General features: G+C 49.9%; 15 protein-coding genes. All 15 read left to right on the top strand.

Annotated elements, in window-relative coordinates:
• The first annotated feature begins 76 nt into the window (after positions 1-76).
• Entirely contained in the window at positions 77-835 is a 759-nt protein-coding gene (locus ACESMK_RS08470) for a lipopolysaccharide biosynthesis protein (protein ID WP_372997180.1), read from the top strand.
• 221 nt (positions 836-1056) lie between these two features.
• Complete coding sequence (locus ACESMK_RS08465) at positions 1057-2538, top strand: capsule assembly Wzi family protein (RefSeq protein ID WP_372997178.1); 1482 nt, start codon at positions 1057-1059, stop codon at positions 2536-2538.
• A gap of 33 nt (positions 2539-2571) precedes the next feature.
• Positions 2572-5271 carry an SLBB domain-containing protein gene (locus ACESMK_RS08460; RefSeq protein WP_372997176.1) on the top strand — a complete coding sequence of 900 codons (2700 nt, stop codon included), beginning with the start codon at positions 2572-2574 and terminating at the stop codon, positions 5269-5271.
• The gene (locus ACESMK_RS08455; protein WP_372997174.1) at positions 5271-6236 is read left to right on the top strand and encodes a Wzz/FepE/Etk N-terminal domain-containing protein; all 966 of its coding nucleotides are present in this window, start codon (positions 5271-5273) and stop codon (positions 6234-6236) included. The genes ACESMK_RS08460 and ACESMK_RS08455 overlap by 1 nt, the downstream gene beginning before the upstream one ends.
• On the top strand, positions 6233-7306 hold the full coding sequence (gene rfbB / locus ACESMK_RS08450; protein ID WP_372997172.1) for a dTDP-glucose 4,6-dehydratase: 1074 nt from the start codon (positions 6233-6235) through the stop codon (positions 7304-7306). Before ACESMK_RS08455 ends, rfbB begins: the two co-directional genes overlap by 4 nt.
• Positions 7303-8175 carry a glucose-1-phosphate thymidylyltransferase RfbA gene (gene rfbA / locus ACESMK_RS08445; protein WP_372997170.1) on the top strand — a complete coding sequence of 291 codons (873 nt, stop codon included), beginning with the start codon at positions 7303-7305 and terminating at the stop codon, positions 8173-8175. Before rfbB ends, rfbA begins: the two co-directional genes overlap by 4 nt.
• Positions 8172-9272, top strand: coding sequence for a DegT/DnrJ/EryC1/StrS family aminotransferase (locus ACESMK_RS08440; RefSeq protein WP_372997168.1), 1101 nt, complete (start codon positions 8172-8174; stop codon positions 9270-9272). The genes rfbA and ACESMK_RS08440 overlap by 4 nt, the downstream gene beginning before the upstream one ends.
• 40 nt (positions 9273-9312) lie before the next feature.
• Positions 9313-10509 carry a hypothetical protein gene (locus ACESMK_RS08435; protein ID WP_372997166.1) on the top strand — a complete coding sequence of 399 codons (1197 nt, stop codon included), beginning with the start codon at positions 9313-9315 and terminating at the stop codon, positions 10507-10509.
• 8 nt (positions 10510-10517) lie between these two features.
• Positions 10518-11555, top strand: coding sequence for a sulfotransferase (locus ACESMK_RS08430; RefSeq protein ID WP_372997164.1), 1038 nt, complete (start codon positions 10518-10520; stop codon positions 11553-11555).
• A complete protein-coding gene (locus tag ACESMK_RS08425; protein ID WP_372997162.1) occupies positions 11552-12568 on the top strand; it encodes an ATP-grasp domain-containing protein in 1017 nt (338 codons plus the stop codon). The genes ACESMK_RS08430 and ACESMK_RS08425 overlap by 4 nt, the downstream gene beginning before the upstream one ends.
• Positions 12569-12575: 7 nt before the next feature.
• Entirely contained in the window at positions 12576-14027 is a 1452-nt protein-coding gene (locus ACESMK_RS08420) for a lipopolysaccharide biosynthesis protein (RefSeq protein ID WP_372997160.1), read from the top strand.
• A 10-nt stretch (positions 14028-14037) separates the two neighbouring features.
• Positions 14038-15045, top strand: coding sequence for a glycosyltransferase family 2 protein (locus tag ACESMK_RS08415; RefSeq protein WP_372997158.1), 1008 nt, complete (start codon positions 14038-14040; stop codon positions 15043-15045).
• A 181-nt stretch (positions 15046-15226) separates the two neighbouring features.
• Positions 15227-16402, top strand: coding sequence for a hypothetical protein (locus ACESMK_RS08410; protein WP_372997156.1), 1176 nt, complete (start codon positions 15227-15229; stop codon positions 16400-16402).
• A gap of 605 nt (positions 16403-17007) precedes the next feature.
• On the top strand, positions 17008-17529 hold the full coding sequence (locus tag ACESMK_RS08405; RefSeq protein ID WP_372997154.1) for a glycosyltransferase: 522 nt from the start codon (positions 17008-17010) through the stop codon (positions 17527-17529).
• Between the two features lie 52 nt (positions 17530-17581).
• Positions 17582-18838: a glycosyltransferase family 4 protein gene (locus ACESMK_RS08400; protein ID WP_372997152.1), complete on the top strand. Its 1257-nt coding sequence runs from the start codon at positions 17582-17584 to the stop codon at positions 18836-18838.
• The last annotated feature ends 4 nt before the right edge of the window (positions 18839-18842 follow it).

Genomic DNA, 18842 nt, shown 5'->3' with positions numbered 1-18842 from the left:
AGCGTCCCATTGCTGGCTGTAGGCTAAGGGGGTTCTTAATGAGTTGCCCAGATAACAAGAAGAAGGATGAGCCGGTATGGAAGAAAGGCAGCGTTCAGCTCAACAAGCCCATGACGATGAGATCAGTCTCGTAGACCTGGTTTCCACTTTTCTGAAGCGCCGCCGGATCTTCTACGTTGCGTTTCTTTCTACCATTGCAGTGGGCATTCTTTATGCCATTTTGATACCTGAAAAGTACGATGTCGTTAGTTTGTTCAAGCTGGCCGAGAAGGATGCGGGAAGCTTTGTCGAAAAGCCTGCGGCTGTGATTGCCACACTCGAAAATCGGTGGCTTCCTGAAATTGAAGCCACTTACCTTGCAGAGCACGATCAGTCGCTTCCTTTCGATGTGGTCTTTTCGAATCCCGAGAATACAGGGCTTGTCCGAATTGTCTCTGAAGCGGCGCCTGCGAACTCTGATGACGTTAAGAACATCCATAGCCAGCTCATCGAGAAGCTGCAGCAGACCCAATCTCTTGCGGTATCTACCCTTAAAAGTAACCTGGAAAGACAAATCGAATCTTTGACCTCGACTATCGACAGGTTAGAAGGTTCTCAGGACGTGGGGGCAGCCATAGCCGACGCAGTGAATAAGCGCCTCTCCCTCGAAGTGCTTCTCAATTCAATCCAGCCTGCAGAACTTCTGGTGCTCAATCGCCAGATGGCAGAGCGAAAAGGCCCTGCGCGGAGCCTGATTGTCGTTTTGGCCGCCATGCTGGGTTTGATGAGCGGCATATTTCTTTCGTTTTTTGCCGAATTTGTAAGCCTGGTAAGAGCCAATCTGAACGAAATGTAGGCGAAAAGATTGAGGTTCTGAAGCTTTAACAATTCTTTACCCGCACAACTCCCTGATAACCAATGTGTCAGACTTTTTGTCACTTGCTTGTCATAGACATTGCCGTAAAATCGTCACGCTTCTGAAACAGTACATTCATCTACCGACAAGGATACAGTTGGGAGTCAGTTGTCCCCTTCCTTATTGCCTGTTTCCTGTCGTTTTTCAGATAATTCAATAATATGACCTTAAAACACTGGGCCCTGGTCGGTGGGGCGGTAGCGTGTCTGACAAGTGTTACCCTCTCGGCGGCGCCCTGGCTGGAGCCGGGCGATTCACGGGCAAGGTTTGCAGCCCAGAAGCTCGTAGATCGCGGCCATATGGATCGCACTGTGAGCACCTGGCCTCTGATGTGGAGTGCCGTCCACAGCGGTTTGCAGCCCAGTGTTGGCTCGGATCAACCTGCTGTGGGCTCAGCGGCTGCTTATTTGCGCTTCGAGCAGGAACAGCAAGCCGAGCAGGGCTTTCGCGGTGAGTATAGTCTGTACGGCAGCAGCGAAATTCCGGGTATCCGGGGGTTCGATCAGAACCCTCTGGCCCAGGCCGGCACAGCCATTGATCTGCAATGGCAGGGCGAGGTCTGGGCGCTGGGGCTCAAGCCGGCCTACGCCCATAAAACAGATGATGATGAGGAACTGCGCCTTGATGGTTCCTATCTTGCGGCAACAGCCGGTAACTGGGTGCTCGGTGCGGGTGCCATTGAGCGTTGGTGGGGGCCGGGCTGGCAGTCCAGCCTGATTTTATCCAACAACGCCCGCCCCATGCCGGCGCTGTGGATCAATCGAAACAACACCCACGCCTTCGAAAACCCCTGGTTAAGCTGGATCGGCCCCTGGCAGTTCACGGCGCTGGCAGGCCAGTATGAAAGCGATCGTGCCGTACCCGATGCCAAACTGATCGGCATGCGCTTCACGTTCCGCCCGATCGATGGCCTGGATATTGGTCTCTCACGGGCCATCATGTTCGGTGGAGAAGGGCGACCTGAAGGCGCTTCAACCATCTGGAACGCCCTGATCGGCCGCGATAACGGGCAGCTGGAAGAAAATGACCCTGGTAACCAGCTTGCAAGCATAGACGCTCGCTACGGCTTCGCCGTTGGCCAGCAGTCCATGGGCCTCTACGCCCAGATGATGGGAGAAGACGAAGCCGGCGCTTTCCCGGCCCGCAAGTCCTGGGTTTTGGGCACAGACTGGACCACGCAGTTTTTTGCTGCAGACCAGCAGTGGTTTATTGAATACACGAACACCCTGGCGGATGACTTTCTGGGCGATGCCATGCCAGATCTAACATATGACCACGCACGCTACCGCTCCGGCTACCGTTATTATGGCCGCAGCATGGCTGCCAGCTTCGATGGGGACGCAGAAGCCATTACCATTGGTGCCCTGAACTTCTTCGATAACGGTGCCAATCTTACCGCCAAGGTAACCTACGCCCAGCTGAACAAGGATGGTGGAAACCGAACTGTTGTGACCAATAAAGACATCTTTTACACCGTACCCGAGGGTGAACAGAACGTTGCGATTTTTGATCTCGGATACGGCAGCCGGTTATTAAATGGCTGGCTGGATGTGAACCTTCAGGCCACTGACAGGAAAATCCAGCATCTGGGTGGCGAGAAAGACCAATGGTCTCTGGGCGCCACCTGGACCTATCGTTTCTAAATTTGACTGAACCAAAACGCCGGACCCATACCCGTGAAGCTCAAGAATTTATTGCTCCCCCTCGTGCTACTGCTACCGGTAGCCGCTACCGCCCAGTCCATCAGCCAGTCCCAGATCGAACAGTTCAAAAACCTGCCCAGGGCCCAGCAGGAAGCGCTGGCAAGGCAGTACGGCATTAACCCCGACAGTTTTCAGAGCAACAGCCAGAGCCAGCAGCGCCCTGAGAACGTCGAGGTTGTCGAGCCCGAAACAGCCAGAGCCGATGACGAACGCCGGAAGGCCCAGCAAGAACAGGAAGAGCGCCAGAAAGAGGAGGAGCTGGCCCGCAAGAATGGTGGTCTGAAGCCCTTCGGGTATGATTTGTTTGCAGGCAGCCCGACAACCTTTGCGCCGGTGACGGAAATTCCGGTTCCTAACAACTACACCCTTGGCCCAGGTGACGTGCTTCGCCTCCAGTTGTGGGGAAAAGAAAACCGACAGCTTGAACTGCCAGTCAGTCGCGACGGATCGATCAGCTTCCCCGATTCTGGCCCTCTCAGCGTTGCAGGCCTGAGCTTTGATGAAGCGCGGCAGCAGATCCGAAAACGGGTCTCCGAACAATACATCGGCGTAGATGCCAGTGTTTCCCTTGGCGAGCTGCGCAGTATGCGCGTATTCGTGCTCGGCGAGGCCAGAAACCCCGGCTCCTACACGGTAAGCTCGCTTTCCACGATCACCAATGCGTTGTATGTGTCAGGCGGTGTAAAACAGTCTGGATCGCTGCGTGCTTTGCAGCACAAGCGCAACGGCAAGCTCATCGGCACCCTGGATCTGTATGACCTGCTTCTCAATGGCGACAGCTCCGGCGACCACCGCCTTCAGCCTGGGGATGTTGTTTTCATTCCACCAGTTGGCGAGCGCGCGGGCATTGATGGCGAAGTATACCGGCCCGCCCTCTACGAACTGGAAGACGAAACCAGCCTCAAAGAGCTGGTGCGCCTGGCCGGCGGGCTTACGCCTCAGGCCTACCCGGAGCGAGTAAAAATTGAGCGCACCAACGAAGACTTCTTGAGAATCATCGCCGAAGCGGATTACACAGAGCCAAAGGGCCAGAGTGCTCGGGTGCTGCCGGGGGACCGCATTACCATTGCTTCTATTGCCGACATTACCGGTCAGTATATAGAGCTCCGTGGAGCGGCCACCCGGCCAGGGCGCTACGCATTCGTGCCCGGAATGAGAGTGTCATCTGTCCTCAAAAACCTCCGCAATGACCTACTGCCTGCGGCAGATCGCGATGTAGCTCTTCTCGTAAGAAAGTCCGCGGATGATCACCTGAGCACCTTGGTGATTGATCTGCGTGACGCCCTTCGCAACCCCGGTACCGAAGCCGATCTGATCCTTGAGGAACGGGACCAACTGTTAGTGTTTGCGGATCTGGAGAAAACAGAGCTCGATGAGAGAGCCCTGAGGTACGAGGAATACCAGGATTTACAGGAACGCCTGGCAAAAGGTGAGCGGATTTCAAAACCGTCCGAGCGCCAGCTGGCGGATTTACGCCCCCAACAGCGGGAAGAACTCCAGCAAAACTATGAGGAGCGCCGTTGGCTCGCCATGCTGGAACGGGAACAACTGACTGAAAGCGAGCAGGACGAGCTAAGGCAACTGCAGGATGCTAAGCGAGAGAAACTGCTGCCAGGATTGCTGAAGCAGCTACGCATTCAGGCAACTCCCCTCGATCCTGCTTCGTTTGTCACCATTTCCGGCGAAGTTCGCTACCCTGGGGAATACCCCATTCCTGAAAACGGCGGGCTTGCGGAGGTAATTGCGCTCGCTGGAGGGCTGAAAGATTCTGCATCCCTGCTTTCGGCGGAATTGGCCAGATCAGAAGTGGCAGACGAGGGCGATCGAAGGGTCATTACTCGCCAGATTGCACTGGCGGACGTAATGGCAGGTAAGACCCGGCAAAGACTCCATAGCCGTGACTCTATCCTCATCCAGCCTACGCCGGATTTCGACAAACAATACCGGATCACGCTTTCTGGTGAAGTGCGCTACCCGGGAGAGTACACCTTTGGTGAAGGCGAAACCCTGAGAGACGTTATCGTTCGTGCTGGTGGGCTCACCGAAAACGCCTTCCCAAGAGGCGCTGTTTTTACCCGGCAGAAACTTCGCCAATTGGAAGCTCAGCGCCTACGGGAAGCGGAGGAGCGCCTACAGGGTGATCTCCTGGGGGTTCAGCTTCAGGGCGACACCTTTGGTGGGCAGAATGCCCAGCGGGTGCAACAGGTTCAGGGTTTGCTGGAAGAGGTGCAGAACAGTCGTCCTGTGGGCCGCATGGTGATCGACCTTGCTGCAGTTATGCAGGATGAAGGGTATCAGAGCATCCGTCTGCAGGATGGCGATACTCTCAGTGTGCCCAACATACCCCAGTCGGTTTCGGTATTCGGAGAGGTGCAGTTCCCAACCAGTCACCTGCATCAGGCAGGGCTCACTGTGGATGACTACCTGGAGCGCTCCGGTGGGCCAACCCGCCAAGCGGATGACAGCCGGGTGTATGTTGTCAAGGCGGACGGTTCTGTGATGCTGCCGGAGAAAAGCCGTTGGTTTGGTGGCCGCAGCCAGCAATTGGAACCGGGTGACACGATCATCATGCCGATTGATGTGGATCGCCTGAACCAGCTGGAGCTCTGGACGAACGTGAGCCAGATCGTTTATCAGATGGCGCTGGGTGCTGCAGCAGTGGGGAATTTGTGATGAGTAATCGCGAGCCTGTATTTCCGCAAACGGCGTCAAACCCGAGTCGGGACGACGAAATAGATCTACATGAGCTGTTTGCGATCCTTTGGCAAGGTAAGTGGATTATCGTCGCCACTACGTTCCTTTTCGCTGCGGCGGGTGTTGCCTACGCCCTTTACAAACCCAATATCTACAAGGCCAGTGTGCTTTTGGCGCCGGCTCAGGATGAGGGCGCTGCCGGCGGTATTTCCGGTCAGCTCGGCGGGTTGGCCAGCCTCGCAGGAATTAACGTTGGTGGGGGGGGAGCCAACAAGACCATGATGGCCAAGCAGATTCTGCAGTCTCGCGCCTTTCTTGCAGATTTCATCCATCGTCACAACTTGAGTGTTCCGCTGATGGCTTCTGAAGCCTGGGATATTCAAAAGGAACAGTGGTTACTGAACACTGAAGTCTATGACTCTCAGGCAGGCCAATGGTTGGCGGATGAAGATGGAGAAAGTCAAAAACCTACAGACTGGGATTTGGTAAAAGTGTTTCGGGAAAATCATCTCAGTGTTTCTGAAGATAAGGAAACCGGAATGATAACTCTCAATGTTAAGAGCCTTTCGCCCCAGGCTGCAAAAGCTTGGGCCGAATTATTGGTAAACGACATTAACGAGCACATGCAGATGCAGGATGTTCGGGAGGCGGAGGCCCGCATCGCTTATCTGGAAACCAAACTTAATGAAACCAATATTGCCGGAATGCAACAGGTTTTTTACCAGCTTATCGAGAGCGAAACCCGCACAGTGATGTTGGCTAATGCCCAGGACGAGTACATATTCAAAACGGTTGACCCGGCGGTTGTTCCTCAGGAGAAAAGCGAGCCGAAGAGGGCCCTGATTGCCATCGTGGCGACGATGTTAGGTGGAATGCTTGGTGTTTTTGCCGTTTTCGTTCGGGCTTTTATCCGCATTGGAAAACAAGAGAAAGGAACCTTATGAGGCTGCTTGTAACTGGTGGAGCGGGCTTCATTGGCTCCGCTGTTATCCGCCACATTATTCGGAATACAAATGATGAAGTGGTCAACCTGGACAAACTAACCTACGCGGGTAATCTGGAGAGCCTTGCTGGAATTAGCCACAGTGCCCGTTATGCGTTCGAGCAAGTAGATATCTGCGACCGTGTCGAAGTGGATCGTGTGCTTCGTCAACATCGACCAGACGCGATTATGCATCTGGCGGCAGAAAGCCATGTAGACCGCTCCATAGACGGGCCAGCAGAGTTCATTGAGACCAACATTGTTGGCACCTACAACTTGCTGGAAGCGTCCCGACAATACTGGCAGAGCCTGGAAGGAGAAAAGAAAGCCGATTTCCGCTTCCACCATATAAGCACTGACGAAGTCTACGGTGACCTACCGCACCCCAGCGAAACGCCAAACGCAGAAGAGTATCTGTTCACAGAACAAACGGCCTACGCTCCGAGCAGCCCTTATAGCGCCAGCAAAGCAAGCTCAGACCACCTCGTAAGGGCCTGGCAACGGACGTATGGCTTGCCGGTTCTGGTAACTAACTGTAGTAACAACTATGGCCCCTACCACTTTCCGGAAAAGCTCGTCCCCTTGATGATCCTCAATGCCCTTGAAGGCAAGCTGCTACCAGTTTACGGCAAGGGTGAGCAAATTCGAGATTGGCTCTATGTTGAAGACCACGCTCGAGCGCTCTACAAGGTCGTCACCCAAGGTACTCCTGGCGAAACCTACAACATCGGTGGTCATAATGAAAAACAGAACATCGAAGTGGTACATGCTATCTGTGACATCCTTCAGGAACTCCGTCCTCAGGATAAAAGCTACCGGGAACTGATCACTTTTGTGCAAGACCGTCCAGGTCACGATATGCGCTATGCCATTGATGCCACGAAAATTCGGAAAGACCTTGGCTGGGTGCCGGAAGAATCTTTCGAAACCGGCATTCGCAAAACCGTTCAGTGGTACCTCGATAACCTTGAGTGGTGCCATCGTGTTCAGGATGGAAGCTATCAACGCGAAAGACTGGGAGCACAAGTATGAAAGGAATAATACTTGCTGGCGGCTCCGGCACTCGCCTTTACCCCATAACACTCGGCACCTCGAAGCAACTCCTCCCGGTATATGACAAGCCGATGATCTACTACCCGCTTTCGGTGCTGATGTTGGCGGGTATCAGGGACATATTGATCATTACCACTCCAGAGGATCAAGCGGGGTTCCAGCGCGCTTTGGGTAGTGGTAAGCAGTTCGGCATAGAGCTCAGTTATGCGGTACAAGCCAATCCGGATGGTCTCGCTCAGGCGTTTATTATTGGCGAAGAATTCATCGGCAACGAAAGTGTTTGCCTTGTGCTTGGCGATAACATCTTCTATGGCCAGGGTTTTACGCCAAAGCTCAGGCAAGCTGCGAGCCGGACCGGCGGAGCTACAGTTTTTGGATACCAGGTGAAAGATCCTGAACGCTTTGGAGTCGTCGAGTTTGATGAGAACAAACGTGCTGTCTCAATTGAAGAGAAACCAGACAAACCGAAGTCTCATTACGCGGTTACTGGTCTCTATTTTTACGATAATCGCGTTGTTGATATTGCGAAACAGGTTACGCCCAGCCATCGTGGGGAGCTCGAAATCACGGATGTTAACCGCGCCTATCTTGATCAGGGTGACTTGAACGTAGAACTTCTTGGGCGTGGTTTCGCGTGGCTCGATACCGGAACTCACGAGAGCCTGCTGGAAGCTGCTCAGTTTGTAGAAACTATAGAGAAACGTCAGGGGTACAAGATTGCGTGCCTTGAGGAAATTGCGTTCAACCAAGGCTGGCTGACAAAGGAGCAACTCCTTGAGCAAGCCGTTCAGTTGAAGAAGAACGGCTATGGTTCCTATCTCGCGGAGTTGGCCGGAGAGAATTTATGATTCCAGTCACTAAGCCCTACCTCCCGAATCGAAGGAAACTAGAAAAGTATCTCGACGGAATTTATGAGAGGAACTGGCTGACGAACAATGGTCCGCTGGTAGAGGAGCTGAGTCGACGTCTTGAAGCTTACCTCGGCGTCGATAATCTACTGCTTGTTGCAAACGGAACTATGGCCTTGCAGGTTGCATACCGAGCGTTAGGCATTGAAAAACCGTTGAATGGCAAAGCTGCAGAAGCCGTCACGACCCCCTTTACATTCGCTGCTACCGCAAGTTCGTTGGAGTGGGAGGGTGTGAAGCCGGTATTCTCAGACATTGATCCTGATACCTGGTGCCTGGCATCAGATGGTATTGGGGCCGTCATAACGTCGGAGACCCGGGCGATTGTGCCAGTGCATGTTTTTGGCAACGCGTGTGAAATCGAAAAGATTCAGGCTATTGCAGACCAGAATAACCTCAAAGTAATTTACGATGCCGCCCATGCGTTTGGCGTAGATTATAAGGGAGAAAGTCTTCTGAAGGCGGGTGATGCATCAACATTGAGCTTCCACGCCACTAAGGTCTTCCACACGATTGAAGGTGGAGCCATTGTTTTTAAAAAGAGAGATGACCTCGAAAAAGCCAAAAGCCTAATCAATTTTGGAATTACAGGGCCAGATGAAATAAATGAGTTAGGTATTAATTCCAAAATGAGCGAATTCAATGCTGCCATGGGCTTATGTGTTCTGGATGAAATGGAGGAGAACTTCTCCGGCAGAAAGCGCGTTTGGGATATATACCGAGAAGAAATGGGGAACTCATTGATTTTCCAGCGTTTTAATCAGTGCGCCAGTAATAATTATGCATACTTCCCCATCCTCCTTCCCTCTGAAAAACACGTGCATCGAGCGCTGGAAAGCCTCCGAAGCGAGGGAGTTATTGCACGGAGATATTTCTATCCCTCATTAGATTCAGTCAAAGTGTTCAACTGTGGATATGTCACAGAGATTTCCAGGAGTATTTCCAGCAGAATTCTCTGCCTCCCGATCTATGCTCATTTAGCTACAGAGGATGTCAAGAAAATTGCTCAGATAATAATGGGGGTTGTAAGTGAATAGGTCCGGGGCTGAATATGAGTGGCAAGAATTAGCTAACATATTGGAAGAAAGCGAAGGTGTTTTTTTTATTGCTCACCGAGATCGCTTCAAATCGAATGTTGATGCTCTCAAATCTGCCTTCCTAAAGTACTACGATAAAGTCGGCATCGGTTACTCTTATAAAACCAATCATCTCCCAAGTCTCTGTAAAGACGCCCATGATCAAGGTTTATATGCGGAGGTAGTGTCGGGCTCAGAGTATGAGATCGCTCACGCGCTCGGTGTGCCCGGGAATAGAATAATATTCAATGGTCCAGCTAAGACGAATAGTGAGCTTATTACAGCCTTTCAGCAGAGTTCACTGGTGAATGTTGATAGCCTGAGTGAGGCTAAACAAATAGCAGCCTTGGCTGCGGACTACCATGGCTCCATTCGTTTGGGGCTACGATGTAATCTGGATTTTCAGTGGAAAGATAGAGAGTCTCGGTTTGGTTTGAGCGAAGACAGCGGCGAACTGGATCAGGCCTGGACGTTATTAAGGCATCTCAAGAACGTGACTGTTGAGGGTTTGCACTGCCATACCTCTTTCGATCGCTCAGCGGACTCATATCGCCGAAGAATTGTCCGGTTGATAGAAATTGCGGATCGACTCTTCGGACCTGATGGCCCCAAGTTCATTGATGTAGGGGGCGGCTTGTGTGGGCCGATGTCGGCGGATCTAAAAAAACAGTTTGCAATTACTCCCCCGTCCTACGCGGACTACGCTGAAGCAATCTGCACACCTTTAGCCAGACGATATGGAAGCGAGGGCCCTGAGCTTATTCTCGAGCCGGGCGTCGGGATCCTGGGCAATGTTTTTCAATACGCGTTTCGTGTCGACCATGTGAAGAGAATTGGTGCGAAATGGTTTGCGATGACCAGTGGTGCGTCCCATCACATAAAAATTGTACCCAACACTTTTAACTTGCCGCTAACATTGGTCAGGAAGCCGTCAGTTCAGGACCCAGAACGCGAGGGAGCCTCCATAGATATCGCGGGATTTACCTGTCTTGAGCACGACGTCATTTACCGGGGCTTCGGGGAAGCACTTGCGAGAGGCGATATCCTGATTGCGGAGAATGTTGGGGCTTATTCCATGGTGAGTAGTCCGGATTTTATCCGCACAAATCCTCCGGTTTATGAACGCAGAGCAAGAAGCTGGCACAAGCTTCGCGGTAAGACATCAGTTAACGATTATCTAAGAAATTTCGTCTTTTGAAGGAAGTTATGGAATCGCACATCCTGAAACACGCGGGTGACCGGTCGGAAGTATTTCAGCCCAATGAGAAGTTGAATGGTTTGATTACGCAACTTCGGGAACTACTTGAACCGCTTCAGTTATCGGTGGACAAACAAAGTGGTCTCCCGAAGCACCCTGTGATTGGCATTGTTGGTTGTCCGAGATCGGGCACCACCTTCATGACCCAGTTGCTTGCCGCTACCGGTTCAGTCTCTTTCCCAACCAACTTACTTTCAAGGTTTGCTTATGCCCCCCATATTGGGGCACTGATCCAGCAGCTTCTCTTGAACCCCGAGTACGATTTGGGCGAAGAGTTTGCAGATTTGCGCCCAACAAGCGGTTTTTCCTCGAATGTAGGTAAAACCCACGGAGCATTGGGGATAAACGAATTCTTTCATTTTTGGCGTCGTTTCTTTCCTGTTCATGATCCAGGGCATTTAAGTCAGGAGCAGCTTGACTGTGTGGATATAGGCACCCTTCGCCAAGAGCTTGCTAGTATTCAAGCTGTGTATGGCATGCCGTTTATGTCCAAAGTCATGATGCTTCAATACAATCTTGCTTATTTCATGGAAAAAATTCCAGAACTGAAGATAGTGCATGTCCAAAGAGACCCCCTCTATTTGATGCAGTCAGTCACTCAGGCAAGGTTGAAGTACTACGGCACGGATAAGATTTGGTGGTCAGTCAAACCCAAAGAATACAGTTTCTTAAAGGACGCAGCTCCTGCCACTCAGGTAGCGGGACAGGTGCTTTACACAGAAAATGCAATTCAGGAGCAGTTGGCAGGTGTCTCGAAAGACCGTTGGATAACCGCAAGCTATGAAGATGTTTGCGCCAACCCGAGATCGTTCCTGGAAGAACTTGCTCAGCGATTTTCAATGCCCGAGTTGATAAGGGACTTGTCCAATATCGAGTCCAGGTACACCTCTGGCAACTCTATACGACTGAGTGAGGAAGAGCTTGAGCATTTGATGCGAGAGTACAGAAAGCTGAGAGACGGAAGATCGGGAGTAGCACCAAATTGAATGTACTCCTTACCAGTGTTGGACGCCGTAGTTATCTCGTGAATTATTTCAGGGATGCGTTGAAGGGCGATGGTGTGGTTGTTGGAGCAAATATGTTTGCGAATGCTGCAGGCATGTTGGCATCTGATATCCAGGTGGTTACACCGCCAGCTAACCATCCGGAATATGTCCCTGTTTTGAGAGAGCTGTGCAAAAAATATGAAATCGGCCTCCTCTGTTCTTTGCATGATCTGGATGTCTATATGCTCAGCCAGGATCAGCAGTGGCTTGAAGATGCAGATATAAAGCATACCTTGCCGTCTGCAGACTGGGGACGGATTACATTGGATAAGTACGAGTGCACAAAGTTGCTCGAAAGCCATCGAATACCCGTCCCTAAAACCACAGTCCACTTAGAAGAAGCTATGCAAAGCGTTCGCTCTGGGGAGTGGCGCTTTCCGCTCATAGTAAAAGCAAGAATAGGGTTTGGTTCACTTGGTTTGGCGAAATGCAACGATGAAGCGGAATTACGAGTGGCCTTCCATACTGCTGGTGAACAGATACAAGCGTCCGGGAGCGGAGCCTACCTAGGCCTGCCAATCAACGAGTCGGTCCTGATACAAGAAGCGATTTCCGGCAAAGAAATCTGTCTCGGTATCGTGAATGATCTTAATGGCCGCTACCGCTCGCATTTCGCGTGTGAAGTGCAGGCAATGAGGGCTGGCGAAAGTGACTGGGCCGTAAGCATTGAGCGGGAGTGCCACCACAATACCGCAAAACGTTTCAGTAAATTGACCAACCACATGGGCATTTGGGGGGTAGATTGCCTGGATGACGAGGGAACCTTCCGCGTAATTGATGTAAATCCGCGTTTTACCGGGGACTACGCGTTCCATCATCTCGCTGGTGCAGATATCCCAAGGGCACTCGTGAGCTGGGCTAAGGGCTCAACTGCTCCGCAAGAATGTTTCGATTCCCAGCCCGGCATACAGGGTTACAAAGACCTTGTGCCGACGGTGGCGACTCTCAAATAGGATCCAGGTGGAAATCGAAATGTCTCTAGGGTTGAAAACAGTACGCGGAGTACTGTGGAATCTCGCCGAGCAATTTAGCCGGCGCGGAACCAATGTTTTGGTAACGCTGCTGCTTGCGTATTTTTTAACACCCGAAGATTTCGGTCTTATCGCGATGATGGCACTTTTCCTGGCGCTGGGACAGTCCTTGATGAATTCAGGGTTTCGAGAGGCCCTGATAAGATTGGAAGACGCAACGGAGGCAGATTACACTACGGCGTTCTGCGCAAATGTATTACTTGGCCTGGTTTCATACGGGCTTCTTTTTGCCCTCGCACCGTTTATTGCCGAATTCTACGATGAGCCACGGTTGACAGAGTTGGTTCGAGTAACCTCGCTCTCTGTCATTATTATGTCTTTTCAGGTTGTTCAGGTTGCCAGCCTGAGTCGTGCTCTGAATTTCAAGGTTCAATTGAAAGCGAGTTTTCCCGCCAGTGTCCTGTCGGGAATAACCGCGTTGTTGCTTGCCTACTTGGGTATGGGAGTGTGGGCCCTCGTCGCCCAAATGGTGCTGAACTCACTGATCCATACCGTGCTTCTGTGGTTCCTAGAGGCCTGGCGCCCCCGAGCTTCCTTCAGCAAGGATGTGCTGAAGAGGCTCTATGGATTCGGCTACAAACTGTTTTTTGCGGGGGCACTCGATACGACGTTTAAAAATCTCTACGTGCTTGTAGTTGCAAAGGTGTTTGCCGCATCCACTGCCGGCCTCTATTTCTTCGCGACGAAACTGAAAGAACTCCTGATGGCCCAGCTCCTTCAGGCGGTCCAAAACGTCACCTACCCCGCATTGGCAAGTGTGCAATCAGACCCTGTTCGGCTCAAACAAGGTTATCGGAAGATCGTTATACTAATGACGTTTGTGATCTTCCCGGTATTGATATTTTTAGCCGCCTTGGCGGAGCCACTGTTTGTACTATTATTACCATCCAAATGGCATGGCGCCGTTCCATACTTTCAGCTCCTATGCATAGCATCGATACTTCTTCCCTTGCATTCGATCAATCTGAACATTTTGAAAGTGAAAGGGCGCTCGGATCTTTTTCTTTACTTGGAAATAGTCAAGAAAATCATGAGTGGGCTAGTCCTTTACCTCACCTATGAGCATGGTGTGATCGCGATCCTTTTAGGGCAGATTGCAACCTCAATGTTAAGTTATCTGCCAAATAGCTATTTTTCAAAGCGATTGTTGGATTACGGTATTATCGAACAGCTAAAAGATGTCTTGCCCATATTGGCAGTGGCTTCAGTTTTTGGAGGCGTAACCTACACCATCGTAAATATTCTTGGTACTTCGAACGCCTTGCTATCGACGCTTGTTATTGGTCCATTTTTCGCCCTGACCTTCTTCTTGGCGATGGTCGTTTTCAGCTTTGAAATACGAACTTATGCCCTACAGGTTATCCAGAGGAAGGCGAGCTGAGGAGCAGATTTTGATTGAAGACCGAGACAAAGCTGAAATGCGCCCAAGAGATTGGCCTAAAGCAGGTGAGAGGCCACCCTTGCCTCCAGCTCCACGCCAGGAAGATGAAATTACGAAGTATTGGAAAGGCGAAGCCGACACGCCTCTGGTATCAATTTTGTGCCATTGTTTTAACCACGAGCCGTTCGTTAAAGATGCACTCCATGGGTTTCTAGCCCAGAAGACTGATTTCCCGTTTGAAATCGTGGTTCACGACGACGCTTCGAATGATAAAACGGCTCAGATCATCAAAGAGTATGCAGAACGTTACCCCAGAATCGTCAAACCCATTTATCAGACGCAGAATCAATACTCGCTGGGTCTACGGCCAGCGGCATATACCATGCCAGCTGCAAAGGGCCAGTATTTTGCGTTCTGTGAAGGGGACGATTATTGGCTCGATCCGAATAAGCTTCAAACTCAAACTGACTTCCTGAGACTCAATCCTGACTATTCAGTGTGTGGCCACGATGCGTTCATTTTTCAGGGCCATGAAATTATAAAAGAGTCGAAGCTGCCCGAGCGTTTGCGAAAAGATTATTCCCCCAAAAGACTGCAGCGTGGTCCGTTTTTGCTCACACTAACACTTGTGTTCAGGGCTGATTATGACCAAATCCCGCCTGAACACTTCAAAGTCGTAAATGGAGATAAATTCATGGTGAGCCGGCTGGGACAGATTGGTGGATATAAACATTTGGGAAAAATTTTTCCAGCAGCTCATCGTTGGCATGAGGGTGGGGTTTGGTCGCTTCAGTCAGAAGAAATCAAAGCGTTTAACCATATTCAGACTTTTTATTGGATGGCAGTTTATTATCGGCGCCAAGGAAATGCACGCTTGTCAAGTTTCTTTTCTGATAAGGCTTCCATTGCCGCGAAAGAGAGTCTCATGCCACTCAGCATGCGTGCACTATTGTGGCTTCTTTTTAAACTCTTTAGGGCTAATATTAAGAGACTAATGAGGAAAAGTTTGGAGTCGTAGTGACCTGCGCGATAGATTTTAGTTGATTACAAGTTGAGTTTTAACAAGGTTCCAAGTAAAAATTGTAACTTTCTATTTTGGCAGTTGCTAAATTCAGCGGGTTAGGGGGCTGAAACTGTGCTTTTCATATTCAAGAAAGTTTTTTAAATGCCTATAATTTTTAAAAATTGTAATCGCCTGTATGTATAGTAAATTCCCATTTTTGCTTATATATCCTCCGTTTATTTACGGCGCGTTGCCTGTATTTTTTTATAGCTATTTTGGTTATCAGTTGTCGCCGAGTCTAGATCATCGCTTGTTGTCTTTAGTTGATCTTTTTGGGTCTTTGATCATAGCGATATTTTTCCTTAATTATAAACGCTTAGCTGTTTCAAGTGGTCTTTTTGAACGATTCCAGTTTATCTTTTCAAGGCCCCTGTTCTCATGCTTGATAATACTGTCTTGTCTGGTTCTAGTATTCGAAGGTTGGAAAAGTGTCGAATTAATCCAGCAAGGATTCGATCGAGATGATTTGAAAGAGTTTGGTCGTGTTTCGGCATTGTTTTTGGTGCTAGGTAGTTTGGCATGCTTTTTCTTAGCTGGCGCTTTATGGCTAGACTCAAAAATGAAGTATGCCCTTCTATTTGGTGTTTTAGGAGCGATGCTGATTACCGCTAGTAGGTCAGAAATTTTATTGGTTGCTTATTTCGTTTATATACTGCTTTTCTTTTCCGGACCGATAAATTATAAAAAATACATATTATACATAATAGCTGTCTTGTTTGCTGGTAGCTTTTTTACGATCTTGGTTCAAGGGCGTGGCGGAGGCGTTATAATTGCTTTGGAAAAGTTTTTTCAATATAGGACTACGTCCTTATTTCTAGCAGAATATTCAATCAGTGAGGCTGCTAAATCTCCTGATATAATTTTTCCTTTTTTAGGTAGGTATTATGATCAAATGGCAAATCTTTTTGGTTCTAGGAGTACGATATCTTCCTCCTTTCATATAGATTATGTGTATATGGGATATAACGAAAAATATGGTTACCATATGTGGGCGAATGTAGTTTATCCCTGGTGGTCATGGTTTTATGGTTACTTTGGCTTGTCGGGATTTTTGTTTAAGTTTTCCTTTATTTCTTTTTTGTTGTGGTTTTTTGTTAATTTAAGATTCTATTTTACATTTGTATTCTTTATGGTTTCATTGGTGTGGATCTCGCAAACAGTACATCCTTTACTTTCTTCAAAGCATGCATACTTGTTTTTATTTCTTTTTATCATAGATTTGATTTTTGTTTTAAGAGTTTTATTGGTTAAGATGTTGCAGTCTCGACGAAGAATAATTGCGGAATTGTCTGATATAGGTGCTGGCAAGTGAAGGTCTGTCATATAAGCTCAGTTCATAACTCAGGAGATCCTAGGGTTAGAATTAAGGAAATAGCGGCTGCTTTGAGATGGAGTGACGATGTAAGCTTTGTTACTGGGGATCTCAGTGCTGATTACCTGGAAGAGAATCGGACGTGTTTCAAGATTCTTAAGGTTTCGCCGGGCAATAGTAGCAGATTCTTGAGGCTTTTCGTCACATCACCTCGGTGCGTTTGGCAGGCCTCACGCCTCAAAGCTGATATTTACCATATCCACGATCCTGAATTACTTTTGTGGGTGCCTATGTTAAGGCTAACAGGCTCTCATGTAATTTATGATATTCATGAAGATTATACTTCTTCTATGTTACAGAAGAGGTATATTCCATCAGTGTTTCGTAGGCTTGCGGCTAGAATTGTTGGATCATTGGAACAGCTGCTTTCCATCCGTTGTCATAAGGTTATTGCCGAGAGGTATTACGCACTAAGATTTCCCTGTTCAACTGAAGTGCTCAACTATCCAAGGTTGGATAGTCTTTACTCCGTGGATGCTTTTTCTTCTAGGTCCAACAGATTGCTCTATACCGGAAACGTTACTACGGACCGCGGTGCGCTTAGAATGGCTGATTTTGGTGCCTGTTCCAATAAATATAAGGTAACGGCAATAGGTCGTTGCTCAGAAGAGTTGGCTGCTCGGCTCGTAAAGATGGACGGCGATCATAATGCCGCTTCAATTGAGCTCCGTGGGGTCGGTCGTTTCGTTGAGTTCGCCGATATTATAGGCGCTTATTCTGAGGGAGGATGGTTAGCGGGAATCGCCTTATTCCCTGACACAGTTCATTACCGCGAAAAGGAATTAACTAAGTTTTTTGAATACATGGCCGTTGGCCTCCCGATTGTTGCCTCGAATTTCCCAGTATGGAAAACGCTCATTGAAGATCAGGGTGTAGGAATTTGCGTTAATCCAGATGACAACGAAGCGATCGAAAAGGCACTTGATTGGTTGCGTGATCATCCGGAGGAAGCCGCTGAGATGGGCCGGCGCGGAAAACGTCTGGCACGTGAAAAATATAGTTGGGACAGTCAGGCGGAGAACCTAATAGGTCTGTATCAAGAAATCATGGACAAGAAGCGAGCATGATTTTGTTTGGTTTGTCTGCTGTATCGGTTGTTTCTGCTGTGGGAGCTCGGCGTTGAGGATCATTTATCTCCATCAATATTTCAATACTCCAGAAATGTCCGGGGGGACCCGCTCCTACGAGATGGCCCGGCGTATGGTAGCGGCCGGGCATGAGGTCCACATGGTTACCAGTTTCCGTGAGGAACATCGGGAGCACGATGGCTGGTTTCAGACAGATGAGTCCGGCATTCAGGTGCATTGGTATCCAGTACGATACTCAAACCACATGAGCTATGGTCAGCGTGTCGGTGCCTTCCTGTCCTTCGCACTTGCCGCTCGAAGAAAGGCGGTTGATCTCGATGGCGACGTAATTTTTGCGACGAGCACACCTCTCACAATTGCGTTGCCTGCAGTGCCTGCAGCCAGAAAAAAGAAGATTCCGATGGTGTTTGAAGTTCGGGACCTTTGGCCTGAGATGCCGATTGCAGTTGGCGCCTTGAAGAATCCATTGTTGCGCTTTTTAGCTCGAAAGCTGGAGCGTTGGGCATACCAAAACGCCAAAGCGGTAGTTGCGTTGTCCCCCGGTATGAAAGAGGGGGTTGTTCGCGCCGGCTACAACCCAGACAAAATAGCAGTAATACCGAACAGTAGTGACAACGCGGAATTCACGTATGATGCGGCGGCGGCGGCGCGGTTTCGCTCAGAGCGAAGCTGGCTGGGAGATAAACCCTTACTCGTCTATACCGGCACCTTCGGTAAAGTGAATGGTCTTGGCTACATGGTTGAATTAGCAAAGGGGTTGCGGACCATTGGGTCTGATATCCGAATCTTGTTGGTTGGCGATGGCGCGGAACGTCCGCTGGTTATAAAGCGGGCCCGGGAAGCCGGTGTGCTGGACGTAAACCTGTTCTACGAGAGCCGGCTGCCCAAACGTGAAATGCCAGCGCTCTTGAGCGCAGCAACAATGGCATCGGCCTTGTTTATCGATCTGCCCGAAATGCGCCCGAATTCGGCAAACAAATTTTTCGACGCATTGGCATCGGGAACTCCGGTACTGCTGAACTACGGTGGTTGGATGCACGATCTTGTTCAGAAGCATGAATGTGGCGTGGCCCTATGGCAGAGGCCCGTTGCTGAAGTCGCCGCAGAACTGGAAAACAAAATGCATGACTCGCAGTGGCTTGCCAAGGCCGGACACGCCGCCCGCACGCTTGCAGAAGATTGCTTTGATCGCGATGTGCTTGCCGAGCAGTTACAAAGAGTGCTTGAGGCGGCGGTACAGGGAGATCAGGTTAGTGCAGCAGAAATCGCTCCTGGCCACTATTACTGATCTG

It is taken from the genome of Marinobacter sp., from assembly GCF_041687235.1.
Lineage (GTDB): Bacteria > Pseudomonadota > Gammaproteobacteria > Pseudomonadales > Oleiphilaceae > Marinobacter.
This window is presented reverse-complemented; position numbering and strand designations above follow the sequence as displayed.